Raw genomic sequence first — 19,994 nt, forward strand, 5'->3', positions numbered from 1 at the left:
CTCACATGAAATTCGTAACATAAATCAGGATCGCGATCAGGCCCAGCGGCACGACGTAAATCCCCAAGATCAATTTGCGGCGAAACGATCCGTCGTATTTTTTTAACCCGCGCTGGACAAAGGCGTCCCGGTCGCCGGTCATGCCCTTCTTCTTCCAATGCGCGATCAGTTTACCCCGTCGCACCCGGCGGGAATAGATTGATACGCCCACATACAGGACGGTCAGTACGATCAGCAACGGGATCAGAAAGCGGAGTGCCACCAACATTTAACTTCTCCCTACTGCGCCCCAGGGACCAACGCGCGCGATAACCTCATCGCTGACCCGATCATCGCCGCTCATGTCGGGCTCATGCCCGAACAGCGCGGCCCGGGCGCCTGCTTTGTCCACCTGATACTCTCGCGCAAGGAACTCGGCAACATAGGCTTTTTTGGATTCAGGCCACGTGGCATAGGTGCGGTAGAACAGCTCCTTATGGCAAATGAACATCTGGCGCGGGTCCAGCGGGGCAAGCTCGGCCAGCAGCATATTCACCAGATCGCGGTTTGGCGTGTTGGTTGCACGCAGTGTATAGAAATAGGCCGGGTGATCCGAGGTGATGCGCGGCCACGGTCCCCCATCCTTCGCCCATCGCAGCAGTTGCGCTAAACCGTGATAGGCCTCGGGCAACCCATCCGCGTGGTTGCGGGCCAGCCGCCGCATGTCGCCACGGTCCAGCCCCTTAAGATCCACGCCTGCATCCGCTGCGGCGTCGATAGTGAGAAAGTCCATTTTTTGCTGCAGAATCGCGGCGGAATTGACACCGCGCGCCTCAACGATCGTTTCGACCAGATTGTTAAGCCCAAGGAACTTCGCGATCTGATTTCGCTGGGAGGGGTCGAAAACGTATTTGATTGGCATATCGTCGGGCTTGTCGCCCATGCAAATCGCCGCCGGGTGGTCCAGGTCCGGGAAAAGATACAGCCCGCCGAAATGCGCCGTCCAGAAGTTGCGCTGCTCAAACGTCGTATGGCGCAAGCGGACCGGATTGCGGGTGACGTCGCCGGTTTCCTTGGCTGTTTCGATCATCTTGGCGATCAGCACGTCGTCGAACCAGGCGTCCTCTTTGGTTTTGAACTGTTCCACCATGCCCGCCAGTTGCTGTGCCTTGCGCAGGGTGCCGCCTGCGGTATCAGCCTCGATCTCAATTTTGCGCAGGTTCAGCAGGTCCCGCGGCGTGGCGAGTTTGATGACCGAGTTCACCAGCTCGCCGGCCACCGCATCGGTGGCGGTCAGGGCAAACAGCTGCGCCTCGTTCATCTCGATGAATTCGCGCAGGATATCGCGCGAGGTCGAGAATTTGACGTTCAGCAGAGGCGCGCGTTTCTGTTCGGTCGTCAGCAGGATGAACTGCCGGTTGACCCCGTTGGGGTTGAGGTAGAGCGGGTTGTTCAGTTCCTGTCCGATCTCGGGCGAATAGCCCGAGATATCGACGTGGAAATCCGTCAGCGCCGTGATCTTGCCCGCCAGATGCTGCAGCGCCCGGTTATACCGCTCGACCAGAGCCGGGCTGGAGATGTGGACGAGGTTGCCGAACATCAGGCCTTTTTCGATGAGGCGGATCATTGGCCACCTTCCTGTTGCGTTTTCTTTTCCTCAATGTTCCAAAGAAAATCGTCCTGCTTGGCTAGTCGGTGCGATTGATGCTCGGAATACATATCAACTTTGCCAGAATTTCGGCTACTCACTGAAAAAGCCGCCAGACAAATAACCAGGCTCAAAATCAACGTTGCCCACATGATACCCGAACCGGCAATGATACCACCAACAACGATGAACAATGCGGCGGTCCACATGTTTAAAAGGTGGTTCAAGCTTTCTGCGTCTCCTGCCAAAACGGCTGAAACCGCGACAGTGACGAGTGGAACCACCGTGAAAAACAATGTCACAGTTATCATCACTGCGCGAAACCTTGTGAAGGTAGTTCTATTCGAAGCTGTCTTTCCTGCACGCCAGCCAACTAGAGCGGAAGTCACCAAACTGAAAACAAAAAAGATAACTATTACGACGTTACTGGTCACCCTTTCCCCTCCAGATACCGACGCTTGGCGGCAATACCCGCAAAGACGATTATTGCAATGGATGCTAAGAGAGAACTTAGCAAAAATGACGCCCAACCCGTTGCCGCGTAAGTCGTCCGATCATGATCAAGTAGCTGATGACCAAGTCCGACATCGAACAACATCCCGATCAAAGAAAGACATAGGATCGACACTGCCAGTGCCGCAATCCATGCCGCAAACAATCGCAGGAAGAAGGGCAAGCGAAGTGATTTTTGAGCAACCAACAGGCACGTTGACAGACTTAGAGCGGCTGGAAGCGCAAAGATCAGAAAATTAGCAATCACGACCCCTTCCCCTCCAAATACCGCCGCTTGGCCTCTTCCATCCTCGCCATCTCACGCACGGCGTTTTCGATGGCGACCTCGTCGCTCTTGTCGGCATAGCGGAACTCGCTGTCGGCGTAGCGGTTGATTTCCTGCATCACCATTTCCACCGTGATCGGCTGGCGCAGGTCTTCGATCATAGCCTTCTTGGTGTCGTAGTCGCGGAACAGGAACAGGTCGGGGTTCTCCATCCACTCATCGGGCAGTTCGAAATCCATTGCGCGAACTTTGACCGCGTCGGTGATGTTCTTGATCGCGCGGCCAGTGAAGCGCTCATCCGCCTGCTGGATCGCCTTGAGGTAGGTGCCCAGCTTGGCGATGGTGTCCATCTGGCCGATCTCGCCGGACACCCGGTCATAGACCTGTATCAGAGCATCCTCATGCGGGCGGGAATGGCTTTCGAAACTGGCGGCGACGGCCTTTTTGATTTCCTGCGCGGCATACGCTTCGTGTTCGCCCAGCGGGATGTCGTGGTTGCGGCCCATCAATAGGTGCAGGATGTCGATGTAATCCTCGCGCGTTTGCGGCCCGTCCACCAGAAACCGCGCCCCCGCCCGCTGGCGCAGGGCGTCGTCCACATTCTCGGGGTAGTTCGAGAACATGCCAAAGGTGCAGTTGCCGCGCACGACAGTGTTGGCGCCCGCAAAGCTCTCCATCAGCACGGCGGTGATTTCCAACTGCCCGGCTGACGACTGCCGGTCACCGCGTTTGCCCGCCAGTTGGTCAATATCATCGATAGTACCGAAGCCAATGACCGAGGGGTCGATGATCGTGTTGATGAAGGCCTTGGCGTTCTGGCCGGATTTGCCCTGATAGCTGTCGATATTGTCGGTGCTCAAATTCTGATAGCGGAACGGATAGCCCGCGTTTTGGCAGTAATCGTTGATCAGCCCGGCCATCATCTGGATCAGGGTCGTCTTGCCGGTGCCCGGCTTGCCGTCGCCCATGAAGGTAAAGATGAACCCGCCAAGCTCGGCAAATGGGTTCAGGCGGCGATCGAAGTCATAGGCCATCACCATTTTGGACAGCTTCATCGCCTGATACTTGGCGATATGGTTGCCGACCACCTCGTTCGGTTTCTTGAACGTCATGGTCAGGGTGGTGGATTTAGCCTTCGAGGCGGGTTCGAACCCCCGGATCGTCAGGTCGTCCGACTCGATATGCCAGGCGGCGTTCTGAAACGGGGCCAGATGACCAGCGGATTGGGCGCGCAGGGCGGCCTTTTCCATCAGTTGCTCAGCATAAGCACTGGTGGCTGCAATCAGATGCGCATCATCAGGGGCGTGTTTGGCCAGGATCTGGTCCAGCTCCCACAATGCGCCGTGCAGGGCGAGTTGGCCGTTGTCGGTCAGAACTTCTTCGACCTCACCGATATCGACCGTGGTCTCGCCCAGATGTGAGGACATCAGATAGGCCAGCGCATTGCCGAAGGTATGCGACGTGATCAGAGCCTCAGCTGTCAGGAGTTCCGAGAATTCGGTCTTGCGGGCAGCAGGTAGATCGCCAGCGAGATTGGCGCGTTTCAGGTCGGACAGTGGGGTCTGCTCCGCATAAGCTTCTGCCACGGCCAGAGCGATAGAGATCGCCCGCCGGATTGCCTGCTGTGCAGTCGCCTGTGCGGGCGAGACCAACGCATCGCCCTCATCCGAGGCTTCGATCCGTTCGACCAGATGCACCCCATCCGCCCGCACGGTGCGACGGGTCACAAGCCCCGGTGTGGTGGATCGGAATCGACGCCCAGTAGACACGCCCGGGGACCGTTCAATGGTGGCCTCAACCGCTTTCGCAATCCGCGGCGCGTGTTCAAATCCGTTCAGCAAGGCGGTCGCAGCAGGATAGTGCTTGCGAATGTCGTCTTCGCGCAATTCCATCTGATCTGACGTCAAACTCATTTCAAAATCGCCTTTGCTGTCTTCAATATCTCAAAACCTGCCCGGTCTTGCTGACGACAAACTTGCGCACATCGGCAAAACCCGGCGGGTTACGTTCGGCCAGAACCTGAAACGGGCGCTGGGGCAGGATGATCGACCGCTGGGTGCGGGTGGCGCCGGTTTCTGCCCCCTGCCCGCCGAACGGATCGAGCGCAAAGACCTCGCGCTCAACAGTCGAGAACCACCCGGCGCGTTCTTCGATCACCTCTTCGCTTTCCAGTTCTTCGGTGGTCCAGGCCAAAGCCCAGTCCTGACCTTGCGGAGACTGCGCGTCCTCAAGCACTTGCCGCAAAGGGCCGGATTGCTCGGTATAGGCCGAGGAATACATTGGCCCCACATGGATGCGGCGCAGGTGCTTGGGGTGCAGGTCATCGAAATCCTGATCGAAGCCTTTGGCGATGGTCACCAGTTTCAGCCCGCCCAAGGATTGCGCCATCAGATGCGCCTGTACTTCGGGCCAGCGGCGTTGGTCCTTGGGCAGGGCAGTTTTGCCGCTATCTTCCAACTGCATCAGATAGATGACCGGCAGGTTGATCTGGCTGTCATAGACCGCCCAGTGGATCATGAACTTGCGCCGCTCGCCCTCATTCCCGATCCAGTGACACTCAGGATCATTGCGGCACCAGAACAGCTGACCCTTCAGCAATTCCTCGTAATAGAGCCTTTGGGACAGCGCGAATTGCAGTTTGGTGGGGATTTTCTGATCGCCAATAATCGTCCGCACCATGTCCGTTTTCAGATCATCTTCCGAGGGCATATTCGCCAGATGAACCTGCGCCTGCTGCGCGTCATTGGCCATGGTCAGCAACTCAGCCGCCACCGGAAACCCGCTGTCGCGCTTGTCCATGGCGAGGCTGCCAAAGAACCGCCCCGTGTCCCGCCCGACCAGCAGGTATTTCATGGATAGCGCGCGGAAGGTGTAGAGCAGCCCCGAGAGGTAGCGCGACACGATCCGCACCTCTTGCTTACTGATCGCACCCTCGGCCTCCATCGTCGCAGCCACGCGCAGAAGGTGGACGGTAATCACCTCGAATTTGCGGAAATAGCGGCGCGAGGCGAAGGTGTCGGTCAGTCCGACATGGTCTTGGGTGGGGTTAGTCACTAGTAGAACCTCCAATCCAAGTCATGTTCTAGCCAACCAATTAGCTTGGAAGCTTTGAGCTCAAGCTGTGGCCGCCAATGACCCAAAAAACTGACGACCTTTGGGAAAATTACGATTGCAATTAAAACGCCGTACGTGGCGAAACCTCCAAGCCCTGCAATCGACGCCACCCATTTTGCACCAGACAACACTCCGACAATCGCCAACAGTGCAGACACTGCCATTACAACAACCAGTCCTATGCAAATTCGGAACCACCTAGGTTTAAACCCCGGTTGCAGTTCCTTGACGCTCTTGATTTTGGTGGGCTGGTGTTCCTTTACATATCCAAAGAACATCACCCACCATACAGGTTCTTATCATGCTTCTCGACAATCGAGGCGAACCGGCGGGCAAAGCGTTCATCCGCCTTGGCCTTTTTCTCCAGAACGTCGCGGGCAAAGACCATGTGGTCCTCATGCGCCTCAAGCATGTCGGCCATTTTCTGGTTGGTCGCGGTGCCGATGGCGGCCATGGCGGTTTGCGCCTCCTGGTCGGTCTGCACACCGATCTCGTTGATGCGGTGGGCCACGTCCTGCTGCTGAGCCGTTTTCAGCGATTTGGTCAGGGCGTCATACAGCACCACGCGCTGCTGCGTGTCAGTCTGTAGTTTGTTGATCAGCACCATCTGCGTCGCTGCCTGGTTCTGCAGCGAGTCGACCCAGGTCTTGCCCTTTTCGATATAGCGCTCCAGCGTTTGGCTTTTGGCCAGCTTGACCTGCTCCTCCTGAACCTTGGCGTTGTATTGCTTGTTCAGCTCGGCCAGTTCGGTTTCCAACTGAGTGCGCGCGGCAGCGTCCTGTTCGACGCTGATCTTGTTTTCCAGCGTGATGATTGTCGGGTCCATGCCCTGAATTTCAGCTCGCAATGCCTCCAGTTCCGCCACAGTCGCCTCACGGTCATCCAATGTGCCGGTCAGGTTGTCTTCGACTTTGACGCGCTGTTCTTCCAGCACCGACAACTGGCCTTCGAGCAACTTTACGATCACATCCGACTTGGCAATCAGGTCCTGCAGCTTGTCATCGATATTGGCAGTGCGCATGCGCTCTTGCCGCATCGACTCGGATTTGGCCTTGGCGAAGATGCCCACAAACGACTCCCACCCGGTTTTCGAACGCATCTCGTCGAAATCCTTGGAAAACGCATTGGTGACATCATCCAGCCCCATAATCAGTTCGGCAATGTTGGCGTTCATCACTTCGGTATGGGCGTGCACATCCTCAAGCGTGGCGTTTTCGATGTCGATATCGGCCTCGGCGGTGCCGATCTTGGCGCGCGCGGCCTCGATCCGTGAGGTCAGCCCTTCGATCTGTGACTGACTTTCGCGCACTTTTTGCTGCGTTTCCTGAATCAACGCGTCAAACTGCTGGTTCGACATCTGTCCTATCCCTTTTTTACTTATGCACCCAATAAGATAGGGAATGTTACGATGATTTACATCCCCTTGGGCATCAAATATCAGCAGGACTTTGGCAAACTCCGGAGAAAAAAGATAGGCGGCTTGACACTTACGCCGCAGATCGCATGAATGCGCGCGGTAGGCAAAAAAACGTCACGTTTACCATACGAAAACTGGATTGATCTGACGGCTAGGGTGGCCATAGACAATCCGGAGGGCACCTGTTTGAGTGCTAACAAATTTTTACTGCCGGAGGCTGACTTATGCTGGACGCGACAACCGACCTGAAATCAATCCTGAAAAACCCCGATCTGCTGGTGACCAAAGCCTATATCGGCGGTCAATGGGTTGATGGGGACAATGGCACATTTGCCGTAACAAACCCGGCACGCGAGGACGTGATCGCTGAAGTCGCAGACCTGAGCCGCGCACAGGTCGCCGGTGCAATTGCGCAGGCCGAAGCAGCGCAAAAGGAATGGGCTAAACTGACCGGCAAGGAACGTGCAGTGATCCTGCGTCGCTGGTACGACCTGATGATGGAAAACGCCGAGGATCTGGGCAAAATCCTGACCGCTGAGCAAGGCAAGCCACTGGCCGAAGCCGTTGGCGAGATCGGCTATGGCGCGTCCTTCATCGAATTCTTCGGCGAAGAGGCAAAGCGCGTCTACGGTGAGACAATCCCCGGCCATCAGCGCGACAAGCGGATTATGGTGCTGAAACAGCCAATCGGCGTTGCTGCCTCGATCACGCCCTGGAACTTTCCCAACGCGATGATCACCCGCAAGGCAGCCCCGGCGCTGGCTGCAGGTTGTGCATTCGTCGCGCGCCCGGCCAAAGAGACCCCGCTGTCGGCGCTGGTCATGGGCGTGCTTGCGGAGCAAGCTGGCATCCCGGCGGGCGTGTTCAACGTTCTGCCATCCTCCAGCGCCAGCGAGATTGGCAAGGAATTCTGCGAGAACCCCGGCGTGCGCAAACTGACCTTTACCGGCTCGACCGAAGTGGGTCGCATCCTGCTGAAACAGGCCGCCGATCAAGTCATGAAATGTTCGATGGAGTTGGGCGGCAACGCGCCGTTCATCGTATTTGACGATGCTGATCTGGATGCAGCCGTCGAAGGCGCAATGATGTGCAAGTTCCGCAACAACGGCCAGACCTGCGTTTGCGCCAACCGGATCTATGTGCAAGCTGGTGTATACGACGAATTTGCCGCCAAACTGAAAGCTGCTGTCGAAGCGCTGAAAATCGGCGATGGTCTGGACGAGGGCACAACCACCGGTCCGCTGATCAATGAAGAAGCGGTCGCCAAGGTCGAAGAGCATATCAAGGACGTGACCGACAAGGGCGGCGCGGTTCTGACTGGCGGTCTGCCACATGATCTGGGCGGCACCTTCTTCCAGCCGACTATCGTGACCGGCGTGACTCAGGACATGATGGTTGCGCAGGACGAGACCTTTGGCCCGCTGGCACCGCTGTTTAAGTTCGAAAACGAAGATGACGTGATCGCCATGGCCAATGACACGATCTTTGGTCTGGCGTCGTACTTCTATGCTAAGGACCTGAGCCGCGTCTACAAAGTGGCCGAGGCGCTGGAATACGGCATTGTCGGCGTGAACACCGGTATCATCTCGACCGAGCTTGGCCCGTTCGGCGGTGTCAAACAGTCCGGCCTGGGCCGCGAAGGCAGCCATCACGGCATGGAAGACTATCTGGAAATGAAATACGTCTGCCTGTCGGTCTGATCGAACATGGCCCTGGCGCAAGCGCGCCGGGGCCACCCGGTTTGTCACAAAACTGCAAACAAACCGTCACATCCCTGCAATGACCCGCGTTCATCCCCCTTTCATCCAAGTGAGAGAGGATCCCAACCGATGTCATTGCGCTTTGTCTGCCTGACATCTGCCCTTGCGCTGACCACTGGTCAGGCTGCGGCAGAAATGAATTTCAACCGAATTGCGTCTTTCCCCGTCGTCAAGAACATAGCCGAGGGGGCTGATACCGCCCGTGAAACCTCGCCCGAGATCATCGCGGCGACCGCGGACGGCATGACGCTGGTTTACACCGACAGCCCGCTGGGCGTGATCGGCATGGTCGATATCACCGACCCCGCAAACCCCGCGCCTCTGGGGGCGATGGAGGTTGGTGGCGAACCGACCTCGGTTGGGATCATTGGCGGGACAGCCTTTGTCGGCGTCAACACATCCGAGAGCTATACCGCTCCGTCGGGCAAGCTGATCTCGGTCGATATCGCAGGCAAATCGGAAATCGGTGCCTGTGATCTGGGCGGTCAGCCCGACAGCGTCGCCATCGCCCCCGATGGCAGCTTTGTCGCCGTGGCAATCGAAAACGAGCGTGACGAAGACCTGAACGACGGCGTCATCCCGCAACTGCCCGCCGGGTCGCTGGCACTGGTACCGGTGAAAGACGGCGCGCTGGAGTGTTCGGGCATGAAGATGGCCTCGCTGACCGGTCTGGCCGAGGTTGCCCCGACCGACCCCGAGCCTGAATTTGTCGACATCAACAACCTTGGCGAAACCGTCATAACCCTGCAGGAAAACAACCACATCACGGTGGTCGACAGGGACGGCAACGTGGTCAGCCATTTTTCGGCAGGCGCGGTTGATCTGGAAGACATCGACGCCACCGACGAGCGCGGTGCTTTGATCTTTACCGAAGGCCAAAAGGACCGCCTGCGCGAGCCGGATGCGGTGAAATGGATCGACGACAACCACTTCGCCACCGCTAACGAGGGCGACTATCAGGGCGGTTCGCGCGGCTGGACCATTTTCCACAAGGACGGCACCGTTGTTTACGAGAACGGCACCGATTTTGAAAAGGCCATCATCCAGATCGGCCATTACCCTGACAAGCGCTCTGATGCCAAAGGCGTTGAGCCAGAAAGCGTGACAGCAGCCACCTTCGGGGGCACACCGATGATCTTTGTTGGGGCTGAGCGCGCCTCGGTCGTGGGCGTCTACGACGCCACCGATCCAGCCAATCCGGTGTTGAAACAACTGCTGCCGTCGGGTGTTGGCCCCGAAGGTTTTGTGGCGATCCCCGAGCGCAACCTGCTGGTCTCGGCCAATGAAAAGGACCTGATCGAAGATGGCGGCCCGCGCGCGCATGTCTCGATTTTTGAGTATCAGGACGCCCCCGCCAACTATCCGCATCTGACCTCTGCAGGCGCAGACGAGCTGATCGGATGGGGTGCCCTGTCCGGTCTGGTCGCGGATGAAGATGGCATGATCTTTGCGGTCAACGACAGCTTTTATGGCTTCCAACCTTCGATCTTCAAGATCGACCCCAGCCAGCAACCGGCCCGTATCGTCGACGTGATCCGCATCCACCGTCAGGATGGCAATCCCGCGCAGAAACTGGACCTTGAAGGCATCACGCTGGACGGCAAGGGTGGCTTCTACGTCGCCTCCGAAGGCCGCACCGACCGTGTCATCCCGCATGCGATCTACCATGTATCCGAAGATGGCCTGATCAAGGATCGCAAGGGTGAAATCGGCCTGCCGCCGGAATTGATGGTGGTCGAGAAGCGCTTTGGTTTTGAGGGCATCACCAAGGTCGGTGACACCCTGTGGATGGCCGTTCAGCGCGAATGGAAAGACGACCCCAAGAACCACGTGAAACTGGTCGCCTACAATCTGGACACCAAGGAATGGGGTGCCGTTTATTATCCCAAAGCCGACCCGGAAACGGGCTGGGTGGGCCTATCGGAAATCGTGGCCTTTGGTGACCATGTCTATGTCATCGAACGCGACAACCAGCACGACCACCGCGCCGTGACCAAGAAGATCTACCGCATCCCGCTGTCCGAGATGACCCCGGCCCCATTGGGTGGAGACCTGCCTGTGGTCAGTAAGCAAGAGGTCCGCGACCTGCTGCCCGATCTAACCTCGACCGGCGGTTACGTTCTGGACAAGATCGAAGGCCTGGCGATTCTTCCCTCGGGCGAAGGATTCGTCATGACAGACAATGACGGCGTCGATGACGCCTCGGGCGAGACGATGTTCTGGTCGATTGGATCGGTTACGGCTGGGAATTGATTCACTGGCAAAATGTCGAGGGACCCCGCACGAAACTGTGCGGGGTCATTCTACTTCTTACGTCAGCTTTACGCCCACTTTGACCGATGCTGCGCGATGCCCCAATTACAGCAATGCGTAGAAAGCTGACTTTGCAAAGTCTCGCGCTCGGCCCGTAGGCGAGGAACACCAACTGGCAAATTCCTGCCGGGGAATAAGCTGGGCTCTTTTCATAACCCGCAAGATCGCCTTAAAACTCCGCAACCCCAAAAACCGGCAATGTAGTTTCTTGCAAAACAGCGACAGCAAAACGAATACGAAACGGCCGCGGCTGCCCGGTACTGCTCGCGCGGCGTTTGCGATGGGGCTTTATGCTCTTGTATCTGCCTGCGCTCAGGGCTCAAACGACGTGGATCTCGATCCAGAACGTCAGGCCATGGCGTTGCGCGAAGTCTCACAAAAACAGGCTCGAGGGCAAAGGGTGTGGTGTGTACCCTACGCACGTAACCTCAGTGGTATCGAAATTCGCGGAAACGCCAAGGACTGGTGGGGCAAGGCGCGCAGTACATTTGAGCGGGGTAGTGAACCTGTTGTCGGTGCGGTCATGTCATTTAGAGCAACCCGAGGGATGCCCCTTGGGCACGTGGCCGTCGTATCCGATGTTATCACCGACAGGGAAGTCATCGTGAACCACGCCAATTGGCACCGCAACAAGGTATCATTGAAAATGGGCGTTAAGGATGTATCCAAAAACAATGATTGGACGCTTGTCCGGGTCGAAAGCCATCCGGGCCGGTATGGCAGTTTCTACCCGGTGAACGGGTTCATTTATCCCAAAGTCGACGGTTAGCCTTAATCATTTATGTGTCGCATCCTAAGCACATCCGGCGGATGCGTCACAAGCGACCCTTTTTTCGGAAACAAAGTAAATACACCAGCCCCCTGCATATGGAACAAGTGTGGCGGTGCTCACTCGCATATCAGAAAGCGCAAAGCCTGACCTTGAATGTCAGGTTTCGGCTACGAAGTTGCCATCGGAGCCGCGGCAATCCAACGTCCGCAAAGTCCGCTTAGCGGACATCTTGGTACCACAAAAATAACAACGCCCCGCGTCTGGAGGAACGCGGGGCGTATGGTGCGATAATCCAGAGAGGAACGATTATCGCGGCGCGGTGATCGACCGCCTTAGTTCACGGCTTTGGCGTCGACCACGTCTTTTTCAATGGCCTTGGCCGAAGTGATCTCGATCCGGCGCGGCTTCAGTGCTTCGGGCACTTCGCGCTTCAGGTCGATATTCAGCATGCCGTTTTCGTGGCTCGCGCCGGTGACGCGCACGTGATCGGCCAGCGCAAAGCGGCGTTCGAACGCGCGGGTGGCGATGCCACGGTGCAGATAGCTGCGCGCTTTGTCCTCGGCGGCTTTCTTGCCAGCGACGACCAGCGAGTTTTCCTTTACTTCGACCGACAGGTCATTTTCCGAAAAACCGGCGACAGCCACAGAGATACGATAGGTGTCGGCATCGGTTTTCTCGATGTTATACGGCGGATAGCTGGGCTGAGCCCCGTCATTTGTCAGAACGCGATCCATCATGTCGGCGATCTGGTCGAAACCAACGGTGGCGCGGTGCAGCGGTGCAAAATCAAAAGTGCGCATGTGTCATATCCTCATATCAGAGCGATGTACGTTTTGCCCTCCGTTCGGACGGGCGATGAGTTGTGCCAGGCCCCGTTTGTGGCGACCCGGTACAGTTCACATGGGTAGCGAATTGAGTGAGTTCAACCCCCGCCGGAGCTGATGAATTTGGCACCTGTATTCGACTTGCCCGAACCGACCTGCAAACGGCGGATTGTCGCCTGTGGGCGGGGCGCATCACGCCGCAAATCTGACTTAAGTTCAGACACTATTTCGGCCAATTCCATCCCATATCCGACTTTCCTGCGGCCATCCGTTCCCACGGCTGAGACAACGGACAGAATTTGCCAGCGTGGTCCGTTTTTGGTCAGAATGGCCGACCCGGACGACCCGAACGTGACATCGCAGTTAAAGCTGATGATCCCCTGTGCGCGTTGCAGGATTTTGCAGGACCTTTGACGCGTAATCGCCTCTGCCCGCCCCCGCCCATAGGACGCAACACTGATTTCATTACCTGAGACCACCCGACCACTGTGCAAGGCAAAAGGATCGGCGATGGAATAGGGGATCGGCTCTTCCAGACGCATCAGAGCCACATCAACGCGAACGCGCGGGGCCGACACAGGTCCGTTCGCGACAAAATCAGGGTGGGCCGCAATCTGGATGACTTTGCGGTCAGCCAATGAGTTGCCGTTGCTCAGTCCAGCGCGGAATGTCACCTTTCCCGGGGGGTATGGCTTGCCTGTGGCCTTGTCCAGGGCACAGTGTGCTGCCGTCAAAACCAGATCCTGCGCAATCAGGGTGCCGGTGCAAAACCCCTGTTCGCCAATGTCCAGACGTCCGACTGCCTCCCAACCATAAAGGTCGTCGCGATCCGTCAGCTTGCGCTTGACGCCTTGGGCATATGTGGCTGACGCAGAAATCGAAAGAAATAAAAGAATGTTCAGAAAAAAACGCATCATGGTTTGATGAACCTAGCTCCTATGTTCCGTCTCGTCCCGCTCTGCGACGTGGACGCACCAAATCCGCGGCCGGCGGACAATTCAGCCTGCAACAGTTCCAGAGCGTTCTCGACTGCAGTGCCGACAGCGACACGCTGCCCGTTGTATTCAGCCTTGGCCGCGACCACCGAAACGATGCGCGGCCGGTCGCCTTCAAAGGAAAACACAGGGGCACCCGAGGACCCGAACTCAACGTCACAGGACAGGATCAGAACGTTGGACCTTCGGGTCATGACCGAGCACACTTCCTGCAGCGACGGGGCCTCAGCCCGGTCCTGAGCGTAAGAAACAACACCGACCTCAGCGCCGCGCGCGGGGCGCTTTCCGGTCTCAAACGGGATCACCGTCGTGTTCCGGATCGGTTGCCACAGCTCGATCAGCGCGATGTCATTGTAAACGCGTGAGGCTGTGGCCTCGGTGCTGTACTCATAGTCGGGGTGGATGACGGCTTGACGCGCGGCACGATAGGCCGACGCGCGCCCAAGGCGCCAAGCGGCCAGAAACTCGACCTCGGACAGATCAACCCGCTGCCCCGTGACCTTGTCAAAAAGGCAATGGGCGGCCGTCAGAACAAGGGTAGGCGAAATTAATGTTCCCGTACAAAAACCCGCACCATTCTTGATATCCAGCCGACCGACGGCCATCCAAGCACGACCAGCATCGGTGGTATCCAGACTTTTCAGCCCGGTATCCTGGGCTGCGGCGGCCATTGGCATCAAAGCCAGCGCCAATGCTATGATCCAGTTTCGCAAATGGCTCTCCGGCTTTGCTGTTGGCATATCTTCATACGCCCAGCGTGCGGCGAAAATAGGGCGATCTTGCCATGGCCGAGTTCGCCCGGAGTCTGATGCGCGAACGCATCAGCCCCCGTTACTTTAAGATCGGAACCTGTGAAGTGTGCCTTTGCTCGTGCATCGCCTGAGGCACAGGACCCCCGGTTGCCCAATCCAACAACTCGACCGTGTGCAAAATGGGCAGGCTAGTGCCCGTGCCAATCTGCATCATGCACCCAATATTGCCCGCAGCGATCACATCCGGGTTCTTCGCCTCAAGCGTTTTGACCTTGCGCTGCTTCAGCTTGCCCGAGATCTCAGGCTGCATCAGGTTGTAAGTTCCCGCGCTGCCGCAACACAGATGGCTGTCCGCGGGCTCAACCACAGTGAAACCGGCCTGCTTCAAAAGGGTTTTGGGGTGGGATTTGATTTTCTGACCGTGCTGCAATGAGCAAGCAGCATGGTATGCCACTGTCATTTCTTTGTCTTTGCCCTCGGGCAGGCCCAGCTGCACAAGTAACTCGCTGATATCCATCGCAATCGATGAGACCCGAGCGGCGTCCTCGGCCAATGGGTCATTTCGGAACATATGGCCATAATCTTTGACCGTAGTGCCGCAGCCCGACGTGTTAATGACGATCGCGTCAAGCCCGTCGCCCTCCATTTCTGCAGCCCAGGCTCTGATATTGGCTTCAGCGGCTTTGTGACTTTCGCTGGTTTTGCCCATGTGATGGGTCAGTGCACCACAGCACCCGGCCCCGTCGGCCACCACGACCTCGCATCCCATGCGCGTCAGCAAACGGATTGTCGCGTCGTTGATGTCGGTGTTCAGCGCCTTTTGCGCGCATCCGGTCATAAGCGCCACACGTTTGATACGCGGACCATCGGGTGCGAAAGTTTGCGGGTCGTCATTTCGACTGACCGGAGGGATATGTTTCGGTGCCATGTCCAACATCGCGCGCAGTCGTGCGTCCGGCATCAAGAAACGGAACGGTCGACCCAGCTTGGCCCCGATCAGGGCCCAGCGGAATCGCATCGGATAGGGCAGGATCTGCGCCAAGACCCAGCGCAATGCGCGATCCGTGAACGGGCGTTTGTAGTTTTCTTCGATGTATTCCCGCGCGTGATCGACCAGATGCATATAGTGCACGCCCGAAGGGCATGTGGTCATGCACGCCAGACAGGACAGACAACGGTCGATATGCTTGACTGTTTTCTCATCCGGGACACGCTCGTTCTCCAGCATATCCTTGATCAAGTAGATGCGCCCTCGTGGGCTGTCCAGCTCATCCCCCAGCACCTGATAAGTTGGGCACGTAGCGGTACAGAACCCACAATGCACGCAGCTGCGCAGGATCTCATTTGACCGCTGGATCGCCGGGTCTTGCAGCTGTTTTTCGGTGAACGTCGTCTGCATCGGCCTACCCCATCAGTCCCGGATTGAACAAACCGCGCGGATCAAATCTCTGCCGTAGCCCCTTTGTTAGAGCCGAAATACCTGCGGATTCCGGTTGGAACCGGCCCAGGCGCACCACCGCCTCAGCGTCGGCCCGCACAATCGTCGCATGGCCATCAAATTCACCCACGCGCGCGCGTACATCAGTTCCATGCGGCACGAGAGCCCAGATCAGCCCCCCTCCCCAATCGAACAACGCCCGGTCTGCCCGGATGCGCGCCGCAACTTCAGGAGCATCTGTAGGTTTGACTGAAATCCGCCACACATCGCCGTCCTGATCATGGAATGCGGCGGCATCGCGAATTGCTGTCCAAAGCAAGTCGGACTGCGCGACATCGGAAACATCACCGAAATCGGACAGCGCGGATGTCAGTTGCTTGGATCTGTAGGCGACCGAATCCGCGAACCCTTCAAGACGCAACAAGGCACAGCCGGTCTTCTGATCATAGGCGGCACCGTTCACCTCGAAAGGGGATTTGAGCGCCGCGGAGAGGACCTGAATTCCCACGGTTGCGTCCGGTACTTGAATGGACAGGGTTGCGCGAGAGTCGGGTTTCGGCAGCACCTTCAACGACACTTCGGTCAGAACGCCCAAGGTTCCCCATGACCCCGCCATGAGTTTCACAAGATCGTACCCGGTCACGTTCTTCATCACCCGACCGCCATTCTTGACGATCTGCCCCATACCGTTGACGTATCGCACACCCAACAGAAAGTCGCGACATGCGCCCGCCTGTATGCGCCGCGGACCTGAGATGTTTGCCGCGACAACTCCTCCGATCGTCGGCGTGCCATTGGTTCCCAACAAACCCCGATGATCCATCGGCTCAAACGCCAATTGCTGACCCTCGGCTTCCAAGGCGGCTTCGATCTCAGACACTGGTGTTCCAGCTTGCGCCACAAGCGTCAGTGCGCCGGGCTCATAGAGCGTGATGCCGCTCAGCCCGCTGGCCTCAATCGCATTGTCCGGCCCGGCGATGCCCCGGGTACCGCCTCCGGCAATACGCACAGGTTCCTTCAGCCCGGCCACCATCTCGGCCAGTTCGGCTTCTGTCTCAGGTCTCATGGCAATTCTTCTTTGTTAGAGCCAATTATTCCGCAGCAATCCGCGCTTCACGACGAGCCTCGGACGCGTCCAGCGGGAATACCTTAGCGGGGTTCAGCAACCAGTTCGGGTCGAACGCATCCTTGACCGCCATCTGCGCCTCAAGATCCACAGGCGCGTATTGATGGGACATCAGATCCCGCTTTTCGATGCCGACGCCGTGCTCACCAGTCAGACAACCACCAACATCAACGCAGAGTTTCAGGATATCAGCCCCGAACGCTTCGCATTTCTCAAGATCACCCGGTTTGTTGGCATCGAACAGGATCAGCGGGTGCATGTTGCCGTCGCCTGCGTGGAACACATTGCCAACCGGCAGACCGTATTCCTTGCTCATCTCGCCGATCCGGCGCAGGACCACTGGCAGCGACGACACCGGGATCGTGCCATCCAGACACATGTAGTCGTTCAACTGTCCCATCGCACCAAAGGCCGACTTACGCCCCAGCCAGATTTTTGCGCTTTCTTCGACTGACTGGCTTTCGCGCAGTTCAACCGGGTTGTGGCGCTTGGCGATCTCAATGATCTTTGCCAGTTGATAGTCGATCTCGGCCTCGGACCCTTCAACCTCAACAATCAGAAGCGCAGTGCAATCGGGATAACCCGCATGGGCGAAATTTTCGCAGGCCTGGATGCAAAGAGTATCCATGAACTCGATCGCCACAGGCAGAATTCCTGACTTGATGATATCGGATACACATTGGCCCGCGACCTCATTGTCATCAAAGCCCATAAGCACGGGTCGTGCACCTTCGGGTTTGCGTAGAATTCGCAGAGTAGCCTCGGTCACCACGCCCAATTGGCCTTCGGAACCGCAAATGACGGCCAGAAGGTCCAACTTGCCCGCATCCAGATGTGCGCCGCCGATTTCAATGATGCTGCCATCCATCATGACCATCTTCACACCCAACAGGTTGTTGGTGGTCACGCCGTATTTCAGACAATGTGCCCCGCCCGAATTCATGGCGATGTTCCCAGCGATGGCGCAAGCCAGTTGCGACGACGGGTCAGGGGCGTAAAAGAAATCATACTCCTCGACCGCGCCGGTCACACTCAGATTGGTGCGGCCCGCCTGTACGCGGATGAAACGGTTGTCGTAATCGACCTCCAGCACCTCATTCATCCGGGCGATCCCCAAAATGACGCAATCCGCCGTTGGCAACGCCCCGCCCGCCAGCGAGGTGCCGGAACCACGCGGTACAACGGGCACGCCTTCTTCATTGCAGATCCGCAAAATGTCCGAGACCTCTTGCGTGGTCGATGGCAGAACTGCCAGCATCGGAGGACATTTGTACGCCGTCAGCGCATCGCATTCATATGCGCGCGTCTCGGACGGCTCGTGAATCACCGCGTCTTCGGGCAAGACTTGCAACAAACGCTGTAGAACCGCGGCCTTGCGGCGCAGGACGTCAGGATTTGGCGTTGGCATTTCCATGGCTGATCCTCCATTTGGTAAAATAATATTACCAATTTACCCATCTGGCAAGTTCCGATCCCCGCCCCTAATGTCGCGGGTATGACGTGGATTGACCGGGCACAATTGTTTTCAACACTGGATTATACAGCCATCGCCGCCTTGCTGGCCGCTTGGCTGTGGATCGGTTGGCGGATTGAGAATCCGTCGCCGGCCAAGAAATCCGTCACAATGATGATGGATGACTATCGTCGCGACTGGATGCGGGAAATGGTCACCCGGCAACCCCGAATGTTCGATGCACAAGTGGTGGCAGCCATGCGACAAGGCAGCACGTTTTTTGCCTCGACAACGATGATCGCCATCGGGGGCGGGCTGGCCCTGCTGGGCAATACGGAACGTCTGGCCGGGGTTGCCAACGATCTGGCCATCGGCCGCGCACCGGCCATGGTGTGGGAGATCAAGATCCTGATCATCATCCTGTTTCTGGCCAATGCATTTCTGAAGTACGTTTGGGCCCACCGCTTGTTTGGGTACTGCGCGGTTCTTATGGCCGCCGTCCCAAATGATCCTTCGGATCCGCTAGCCTATCCACGCGCGTCTCAGGCTGCCGAGATTTGCGTCACCGCGGCGCGCAGTTTTAATCGCGGATTGCGCGCGACCTATTTCGCGCTGGCGTCCGTGGCATGGATTCTGGGGCCGGTCGCGCTGTTGCTGGGCACAATTGTCACATTTGGCGTCCTGTATCGGCGCGAGTTTGCCTCGCACTCGCGCCAGATCCTGCTATCCCAACCGCGTGACACGGATTCGTGATCGCGATGCGGCCGGCGAAACCCTAAAGTCGCCGCATGCGTTATTTGATTCTCAGCCTTCTTCTGGCCAGTCAGGCCCTTGCCGATCCCTCAATAATTGAAGACGTTGCCGCAAACCAAAGTGGCGACACATGGCGATTCGATGTCACGATCCGTCATCCCGATACGGGCTGGGATCATTATGCAGACGGCTGGCGGGTGCTGGACATGGACGGGAACGAATTGGGCATGCGCGTGCTTCACCACCCGCATGAGAACGAGCAGCCTTTCACTCGGTCGCTGACAGGAGTCATGATCCCCGAAGGCGCAACACAGGTCCAGATCCAGGCGCGATGCAGTGTCGACGGCTGGGGTGATAACATGACCATTGTCACCCTGAACTGATCCTCAGAACACACCCAAGGTCAGGCCCGCACCCAGCGCTGCACCAATGTCACGGCATTGATCCAGTTGATCCTGCGGGATGATCTTCTCGGCCAGTATAGCTTCGGGCGTCTGCGCATGAGTGCAGATGATCAATGGAGGCTGCACCTCTTTCAATCGCCAACCGGTCGCGATGCGCGCGGTTTGCCGGGCCGCGTTTTCGCCGTCCGACCCGGCGCATACCATCTGCGCATAGGGGCGCCCTTCGATCTTGCCCAACGCAGGGTAATAGCAGCGATCGAAAAACTCCTTCATTAGACCCGATATCGCCGCCAGATTCTCGGGCGCGCAGAAAATATAGCCATTGGCGGCCAGCAGGTCTTCGGGCGAGGTCTGATCTGCGGTTTTCAAAATCGTTTCCGCCTCATCCCCTGCCCCTGCCGCAGCAGCCTCGGCCATTTGCCGGGCGCCGCCGGTGCGCGAATGGTAGACGATCAAAAGCTGCGCCAT

Annotated in this window: 19 protein-coding genes; 5 read left to right on the forward strand and 14 right to left on the reverse strand. The window is 57.7% G+C overall.

Annotated elements, in window-relative coordinates; translation table 11 throughout:
* Position 1 precedes the first annotated feature (1 nt).
* The 7 genes from ACR0J0_RS18385 to ACR0J0_RS18415 form a co-directional block, all read right to left on the reverse strand.
* Positions 2-268, reverse strand: coding sequence for a hypothetical protein (locus tag ACR0J0_RS18385; RefSeq protein WP_480665479.1), 267 nt, complete (start codon positions 266-268; stop codon positions 2-4).
* Positions 269-1,606: a DUF6638 family protein gene (locus ACR0J0_RS18390; RefSeq protein ID WP_480665480.1), complete on the reverse strand. Its 1,338-nt coding sequence runs from the start codon at positions 1,604-1,606 to the stop codon at positions 269-271. It lies immediately after the preceding gene.
* A complete protein-coding gene (locus ACR0J0_RS18395) occupies positions 1,603-2,061 on the reverse strand; it encodes a hypothetical protein (protein ID WP_480665481.1) in 459 nt (152 codons plus the stop codon). The genes ACR0J0_RS18390 and ACR0J0_RS18395 overlap by 4 nt, the downstream gene beginning before the upstream one ends.
* Positions 2,058-2,387 (reverse strand): hypothetical protein, encoded by a 330-nt coding sequence (locus tag ACR0J0_RS18400; protein ID WP_480665482.1) that lies wholly within the window; start codon positions 2,385-2,387, stop codon positions 2,058-2,060. The genes ACR0J0_RS18395 and ACR0J0_RS18400 overlap by 4 nt, the downstream gene beginning before the upstream one ends.
* Positions 2,384-4,318 carry an AAA family ATPase gene (locus tag ACR0J0_RS18405; protein WP_480665483.1) on the reverse strand — a complete coding sequence of 645 codons (1,935 nt, stop codon included), beginning with the start codon at positions 4,316-4,318 and terminating at the stop codon, positions 2,384-2,386. The genes ACR0J0_RS18400 and ACR0J0_RS18405 overlap by 4 nt, the downstream gene beginning before the upstream one ends.
* Positions 4,319-4,340: 22 nt before the next feature.
* Positions 4,341-5,459, reverse strand: a complete 1,119-nt coding sequence (locus ACR0J0_RS18410; RefSeq protein ID WP_480665484.1) for a hypothetical protein — start codon at positions 5,457-5,459, stop codon at positions 4,341-4,343.
* A 337-nt stretch (positions 5,460-5,796) separates the two neighbouring features.
* Positions 5,797-6,876, reverse strand: a complete 1,080-nt coding sequence (locus ACR0J0_RS18415; RefSeq protein WP_480665485.1) for a hypothetical protein — start codon at positions 6,874-6,876, stop codon at positions 5,797-5,799.
* Positions 6,877-7,160: 284 nt separating this feature from the next.
* On the opposite strand from ACR0J0_RS18415, the gene ACR0J0_RS18420 reads away from it, so the two are divergent.
* From ACR0J0_RS18420 to ACR0J0_RS18430, 3 genes are all read left to right on the forward strand, one after another.
* On the forward strand, positions 7,161-8,636 hold the full coding sequence (locus tag ACR0J0_RS18420; protein ID WP_480665486.1) for an NAD-dependent succinate-semialdehyde dehydrogenase: 1,476 nt from the start codon (positions 7,161-7,163) through the stop codon (positions 8,634-8,636).
* Positions 8,637-8,765: 129 nt separating this feature from the next.
* Positions 8,766-10,949: an esterase-like activity of phytase family protein gene (locus ACR0J0_RS18425; protein ID WP_480665487.1), complete on the forward strand. Its 2,184-nt coding sequence runs from the start codon at positions 8,766-8,768 to the stop codon at positions 10,947-10,949.
* Positions 10,950-11,289: 340 nt separating this feature from the next.
* Positions 11,290-11,778, forward strand: coding sequence for a CHAP domain-containing protein (locus ACR0J0_RS18430; RefSeq protein WP_480665488.1), 489 nt, complete (start codon positions 11,290-11,292; stop codon positions 11,776-11,778).
* Positions 11,779-12,113: 335 nt separating this feature from the next.
* On the opposite strand, the gene ACR0J0_RS18435 is transcribed toward ACR0J0_RS18430, so the two are convergent.
* From ACR0J0_RS18435 to ACR0J0_RS18460, 6 genes are all read right to left on the reverse strand, one after another.
* On the reverse strand, positions 12,114-12,581 hold the full coding sequence (locus ACR0J0_RS18435; protein WP_480665489.1) for an Hsp20 family protein: 468 nt from the start codon (positions 12,579-12,581) through the stop codon (positions 12,114-12,116).
* A 122-nt stretch (positions 12,582-12,703) separates the two neighbouring features.
* Positions 12,704-13,522 carry a trypsin-like serine peptidase gene (locus ACR0J0_RS18440; RefSeq protein WP_480665490.1) on the reverse strand — a complete coding sequence of 273 codons (819 nt, stop codon included), beginning with the start codon at positions 13,520-13,522 and terminating at the stop codon, positions 12,704-12,706.
* The gene (locus ACR0J0_RS18445; protein WP_480665491.1) at positions 13,519-14,313 is read right to left on the reverse strand and encodes a trypsin-like serine peptidase; all 795 of its coding nucleotides are present in this window, start codon (positions 14,311-14,313) and stop codon (positions 13,519-13,521) included. The genes ACR0J0_RS18440 and ACR0J0_RS18445 overlap by 4 nt, the downstream gene beginning before the upstream one ends.
* Before the next feature lie 118 nt (positions 14,314-14,431).
* A complete protein-coding gene (glcF, locus tag ACR0J0_RS18450; RefSeq protein WP_480665492.1) occupies positions 14,432-15,751 on the reverse strand; it encodes a glycolate oxidase subunit GlcF in 1,320 nt (439 codons plus the stop codon).
* Between the two features lie 4 nt (positions 15,752-15,755).
* Positions 15,756-16,856, reverse strand: a complete 1,101-nt coding sequence (locus ACR0J0_RS18455; protein ID WP_480665493.1) for an FAD-binding protein — start codon at positions 16,854-16,856, stop codon at positions 15,756-15,758.
* A gap of 25 nt (positions 16,857-16,881) precedes the next feature.
* Positions 16,882-18,330 (reverse strand): FAD-linked oxidase C-terminal domain-containing protein, encoded by a 1,449-nt coding sequence (locus ACR0J0_RS18460; protein WP_480665494.1) that lies wholly within the window; start codon positions 18,328-18,330, stop codon positions 16,882-16,884.
* Positions 18,331-18,411: 81 nt separating this feature from the next.
* Between ACR0J0_RS18460 and ACR0J0_RS18465 the strand changes: the two genes are divergently transcribed.
* Together ACR0J0_RS18465 and ACR0J0_RS18470 are read left to right on the forward strand one after the other, a co-directional pair.
* Entirely contained in the window at positions 18,412-19,122 is a 711-nt protein-coding gene (locus ACR0J0_RS18465; RefSeq protein ID WP_480665495.1) for a DUF599 domain-containing protein, read from the forward strand.
* A 35-nt stretch (positions 19,123-19,157) separates the two neighbouring features.
* Positions 19,158-19,505, forward strand: a complete 348-nt coding sequence (locus tag ACR0J0_RS18470; protein ID WP_480665496.1) for a hypothetical protein — start codon at positions 19,158-19,160, stop codon at positions 19,503-19,505.
* A 3-nt stretch (positions 19,506-19,508) separates the two neighbouring features.
* On the opposite strand, the gene ACR0J0_RS18475 is transcribed toward ACR0J0_RS18470, so the two are convergent.
* Positions 19,509-19,994 (reverse strand): flavodoxin family protein, encoded by a 486-nt coding sequence (locus ACR0J0_RS18475; protein WP_480665497.1) that lies wholly within the window; start codon positions 19,992-19,994, stop codon positions 19,509-19,511.

It is taken from the genome of Ruegeria sp. BF12, from assembly GCF_056538705.1.

Bases quoted from the DNA above. Each gene is read 5' to 3' on its own strand.
- ACR0J0_RS18385 (WP_480665479.1), bottom strand. From the start codon at position 268: ATGTTGGTGGCACTCCGCTTTCTGATCCCGTTGCTGATCGTACTGACC.
- ACR0J0_RS18390 (WP_480665480.1), bottom strand. From the start codon at position 1,606: ATGATCCGCCTCATCGAAAAAGGCCTGATGTTCGGCAACCTCGTCCAC.
- ACR0J0_RS18405 (WP_480665483.1), bottom strand. From the start codon at position 4,318: ATGAGTTTGACGTCAGATCAGATGGAATTGCGCGAAGACGACATTCGC.
- ACR0J0_RS18415 (WP_480665485.1), bottom strand. From the start codon at position 6,876: ATGTCGAACCAGCAGTTTGACGCGTTGATTCAGGAAACGCAGCAAAAA.
- ACR0J0_RS18420 (WP_480665486.1), top strand. From the start codon at position 7,161: ATGCTGGACGCGACAACCGACCTGAAATCAATCCTGAAAAACCCCGAT.
- ACR0J0_RS18425 (WP_480665487.1), top strand. From the start codon at position 8,766: ATGTCATTGCGCTTTGTCTGCCTGACATCTGCCCTTGCGCTGACCACT.
- ACR0J0_RS18430 (WP_480665488.1), top strand. From the start codon at position 11,290: ATGGGGCTTTATGCTCTTGTATCTGCCTGCGCTCAGGGCTCAAACGAC.
- ACR0J0_RS18435 (WP_480665489.1), bottom strand. From the start codon at position 12,581: ATGCGCACTTTTGATTTTGCACCGCTGCACCGCGCCACCGTTGGTTTC.
- ACR0J0_RS18440 (WP_480665490.1), bottom strand. From the start codon at position 13,522: ATGATGCGTTTTTTTCTGAACATTCTTTTATTTCTTTCGATTTCTGCG.
- glcF (WP_480665492.1), bottom strand. From the start codon at position 15,751: ATGCAGACGACGTTCACCGAAAAACAGCTGCAAGACCCGGCGATCCAG.
- ACR0J0_RS18455 (WP_480665493.1), bottom strand. From the start codon at position 16,856: ATGAGACCTGAGACAGAAGCCGAACTGGCCGAGATGGTGGCCGGGCTG.
- ACR0J0_RS18460 (WP_480665494.1), bottom strand. From the start codon at position 18,330: ATGGAAATGCCAACGCCAAATCCTGACGTCCTGCGCCGCAAGGCCGCG.
- ACR0J0_RS18465 (WP_480665495.1), top strand. From the start codon at position 18,412: ATGACGTGGATTGACCGGGCACAATTGTTTTCAACACTGGATTATACA.
- ACR0J0_RS18470 (WP_480665496.1), top strand. From the start codon at position 19,158: ATGCGTTATTTGATTCTCAGCCTTCTTCTGGCCAGTCAGGCCCTTGCC.
- ACR0J0_RS18475 (WP_480665497.1), bottom strand. From the start codon at position 19,994: ATGGCGCAGCTTTTGATCGTCTACCATTCGCGCACCGGCGGCGCCCGG.